This is a genomic window from Actinomadura sp. 7K534, assembly GCF_004348575.1.
Taxonomy (GTDB): Bacteria; Actinomycetota; Actinomycetes; order Streptosporangiales; family Streptosporangiaceae; genus Spirillospora; species Spirillospora livida.
On record NZ_SMKB01000403.1, the window covers coordinates 1 to 3,549 of the forward strand.

Here is a 3,549-nt window from a genome sequence, read left to right on the forward strand (position 1 = left end):
TCTCTGCTTCCTGCGGGGGGTCGTCCCCCCGCAGGAAGCAGAGATGAGCGTCCGGGTGGAGCGGGCACCGCGCCTCCGGCGGTTCGAGTTCGCGCCCGTCCGCGGCATCTGGCGCCACGAGCTGGCCCTCTACAAGCGGTACTGGAAGTCGCAGTCGTTCGCCTCGATGGTGGAGCCGACGTTCTTCCTGCTCGCGTTCGGCTACGGGTTCGGCTCGATGATCGCGGTCATCGGCGACTACCGGTACCTGGACTTCGTCGCGACCGGCGTCGTCGGGGTCGCGGCACTGTTCACGTCGGTGTTCCCGGGGATGTTCAACGGCTACATCAGGCGCGTGTTCCAGCACACCTACGACGCGATGCTCACCACGCCCGTCGACGTCCACGAGCTGGTGACGGCCGAGGCGCTGTGGATCGCGGCCAAGTCGGCGGTGTACTCGTGCACGCCGCTGGTGGTGGCGCTGTTCTTCGGCCTGGACCCCTCGTGGGGGATGCTGCTCGTCCCGATCGTGACGTTCTTCACCGCGCTGGGCTTCGGCCTCTTCGGGACGTGGACGTCGTCGGTGGTGCCGTCCATCAACTCGTTCGACTACGTGATCACCGGTGTGGTGACGCCGCTGTTCCTGATCGCCGGGACGTTCTTCCCGGTCGAGGCGCTGCCGGGCTGGGCGCAGACCGTGTCCTACTTCAACCCGCTCTACCACTGCGTGGAGCTGGTCCGGGACGCGGTGTTCGGCCTGGATCCGCTGGCGGACCTCGGGCACCTCGGCGCCCTGGTCCTCTTCGCGGCGCTGATGTGGACGATCGCCGTCCGCGGAATGCGCAAGCGCCTCATCGACTGACCCGTTGACCAGGGGCGTCCCCGGCTCCTACGCTGACGCGAACTTTCTTCACGTTGTGTGCGCCGCAGAGGGGTCGGGCCATATGAGCCAGGAGATCACCGCACGGGATCGGCAAGCACGGCTCTCCGCCTACACGGCGTTCGCCGTCCAGGGGCTCTGCTTCGCCTCCCTGGTGACGCAGGTCCCGCAGATGCAGAAGGCCCACCACCTGAGCGACGGCACGCTCGCGCTGGTGCTGCTGATGGTCCCGGTCATCGCCGGGGTGGGCAGCGTCGTGTCCGGTGCGCTGTTCAAGCGGTTCGGCAGCGGCCCGGTGCTGCGGGTGTCGCAGCCCGCGGTCGCCGTCACGATCGCGCTGATCGGCCTCACCGGCGACAACGACCTCGCCCTGTACGTCGCGGTGGCGGCGTTCGGCCTGTTCGTAGGCGCGGTGGACGCCTCGATGAACGCCCAGGCCGTCGCCGTCGAGCGCCGCTACGGCATGAGCCTCATCACCGGCTTCTACGCCGTCTGGAGCGTCGCCGGCATCCTCGGCGGCCTCTGGGCGGCCCTCAGCAACCGGATCGACCTGCCGCTGGCCGCCTGCTTCGCGATAGCGGCCGCCGCCGGCATCGCCGGGTCCCTGGCCACCGGCCACCGCCTCTACGCCCGCGACGAGGAGGGCGAGGGCCCGACCGCCGAGGAGCTCAAGGCCGCCGGACGCCGCGTCCCCTGGCGCCCGATCCTGATCGTCGGCGCCGCGATGGCCGTCGCCTACCTCGCGGACTCCGCCATCTCCAACTACGGCGCCAAGTACCTCGACGACGAGCTGTCCGGCGCCGACTGGGTCGCGCCGCTCGGCTACGTGGCGTACCAGGTCGCCATGGTGGCCAGCCGCGCCGTCGCCGACCTCGCCGTCCGCCGCTCCGGCCCCGTCCGGGTCGTCCGGCTCGGCGCCGCCGTCGGCATCGCCGGCATGGCCGGCGTCGTGGCCGCCCCCAACGCGGCCTTCGGCATCGCCGCGTTCGCCGTCGCCGGACTGGGCCTGGCCGTGATCGCCCCGGTCTGCTTCACCGCCGCCGGACGGGTCGACCCCACGGGCCTGGGCGTGGCCGTGGCCCGCGTCAACATCTTCAACTACGTCGGCTTCGTCCTGGGCGCGGCCCTGGTGGGCGCCATAGCCCCCCTGAGCGCCGACCACGGCCTGCGCCTGGCCTTCATAGCCCCCACGGCCCTGATCCTGGTCGTCTTCGCCACAGCCCGCGGCTTCGACCCGACCCGCGTAAAGGACGCCCGCCCACCGGCCCCCACGATGCAACGCCCCACGGTCTGAGCCTCAGCCCAGGGGGTCGCCCCCCTGGGCTGACACGCCTACCCCTCCATCGCCGAGATGGCTCGTTCGCCTTCGGCTTGGGCCTGTTCCGGCGTCAGGTCCTGCAGGGCGCGGCTCAGCGCCACTTCGGCGGCGTCGGCCGCGGCGCGCAGGGTCACGGCGTGCTCCTGTGCCCTTTCGAGGTCGCCAAGGCCGACGCAGTCGAAGGCCACCTCGGCGTCGTGGGCGGCCATCTTCAGCTGTCGAGCGGCCTCTTCGAGACTCATGCATACCTCCTACACCAGGGATGCTTGTCCTACCCCTCAGCACCGTGGGTAACCGCTTGGCCAAGGAGTTCCGCGGCCTTGACCAGGTGCGTCTCGGTGAGGCGGGCGTAGCCGAGGACGAGCGCGGGCGGCGCGTCCTCCGCACGTGCCGGGGACCACATTGGGCGGGCGCCCGCTACGGACACCCCGGCGCGGGCGGCGCGGGCCACGACCTCGTTCTCGTCAAGTCCGGCGGGTAGTTCCACATAGAGGTGGATGCCCGCTGAGACGCCGTGAACCATCGCGTTGGGCAGGTGGACGTTGAGCGCCTCCGCCAGGGCGTCCCGCCGGTGCCGGTAGCGCCGCCGCATCGAGCGCAGGTGGCGGTCGTAGCCGCCGCCTCTGAGGAATTCGGCGAGGGCGTGCTGGTCCAGGACGGGCGCGCCGAGGTCGGTGTTCTCGCGGTGCTCCCGCAGCCGCTGGGCCAGGGCCGGCGGCGCGACGGCCCAGCCGAGGCGCAGCGCGGGGGCCAGGGACTTGCTGACCGAGCCGAGCAGGACGACGCGGTCGGGCTCGACGCCCTGGAGGCAGCCGACGGGCTCGCGGTCGTAGCGGAACTCGGCGTCGTAGTCGTCCTCCAGGATCAGGCCGTCGACGTCCCGCGCCCAGGCGATCAGCTCGGCGCGGCGGGCCGGGGACAGGACGACGCCGGTCGGGTACTGGTGGGCGGGCGTGACGAGGACCGCCCGCGCGCCGGTGCGGGCGAGCGCTTCGACGTCCACGCCCTCGGTGTCCACGGGGACCCGGACGGTCCGGAGGCCGGACGCGTCCAGCATGGGCAGCTGCCGGTCGCTGGTCGGGTCCTCGACGGCCAGGGCGGCGTGCCCGTCGGCGCGCAGCAGCCGGAGCAGCGCCGACAGCCCGTGCGCCACCCCGTTCATGATCACGATCCGGGCGGGGTCGGTGTGCGCGGCGCGGACCCGGGCGAGGTAGCCGGACAGCTCGGCGCGCAGGGCGTGGACGCCGCCGGGGTCGGGGTAGGTGAGCGCGTCGTGCGGGAGCGTGCGCAGCGCGGCGCGGGCGGCGGCGATCCAGCGGTCGCGGGGGAACGACGCCAGGTCGGGGAGGCTCGGCCACAGGTCGTAGGCGGG

At 72.5% G+C, this 3,549-nt stretch carries 4 protein-coding genes; 2 read left to right on the top strand and 2 right to left on the bottom strand.

Going from position 1 to position 3,549, the window contains the following annotated elements:
- Positions 1–43: 43 nt before the first annotated feature.
- Together E1266_RS36310 and E1266_RS36315 are read left to right on the top strand one after the other, a co-directional pair.
- The gene (locus E1266_RS36310) at positions 44–841 is read left to right on the top strand and encodes an ABC transporter permease (RefSeq protein ID WP_132054987.1); all 798 of its coding nucleotides are present in this window, start codon (positions 44–46) and stop codon (positions 839–841) included.
- 82 nt (positions 842–923) lie between these two features.
- Positions 924–2,153, top strand: coding sequence for an MFS transporter (locus E1266_RS36315; RefSeq protein ID WP_165966363.1), 1,230 nt, complete (start codon positions 924–926; stop codon positions 2,151–2,153).
- Between the two features lie 38 nt (positions 2,154–2,191).
- On the opposite strand, the gene E1266_RS36320 is transcribed toward E1266_RS36315, so the two are convergent.
- Together E1266_RS36320 and E1266_RS36325 are read right to left on the bottom strand one after the other, a co-directional pair.
- Positions 2,192–2,419 carry a hypothetical protein gene (locus E1266_RS36320; RefSeq protein WP_132054989.1) on the bottom strand — a complete coding sequence of 76 codons (228 nt, stop codon included), beginning with the start codon at positions 2,417–2,419 and terminating at the stop codon, positions 2,192–2,194.
- A gap of 29 nt (positions 2,420–2,448) precedes the next feature.
- Positions 2,449–3,549, bottom strand: a 1,101-nt coding sequence (locus tag E1266_RS36325) for a PLP-dependent aminotransferase family protein (protein ID WP_132054991.1), incomplete at its 5' end; no start/stop codon positions are given.

Coding starts and splice junctions, on each gene's coding strand:
- E1266_RS36310 (WP_132054987.1), top strand. CDS start 44: ATGAGCGTCCGGGTGGAGCGGGCACCGCGCCTCCGGCGGTTCGAGTTC.
- E1266_RS36315 (WP_165966363.1), top strand. CDS start 924: ATGAGCCAGGAGATCACCGCACGGGATCGGCAAGCACGGCTCTCCGCC.
- E1266_RS36320 (WP_132054989.1), bottom strand. CDS start 2,419: ATGAGTCTCGAAGAGGCCGCTCGACAGCTGAAGATGGCCGCCCACGAC.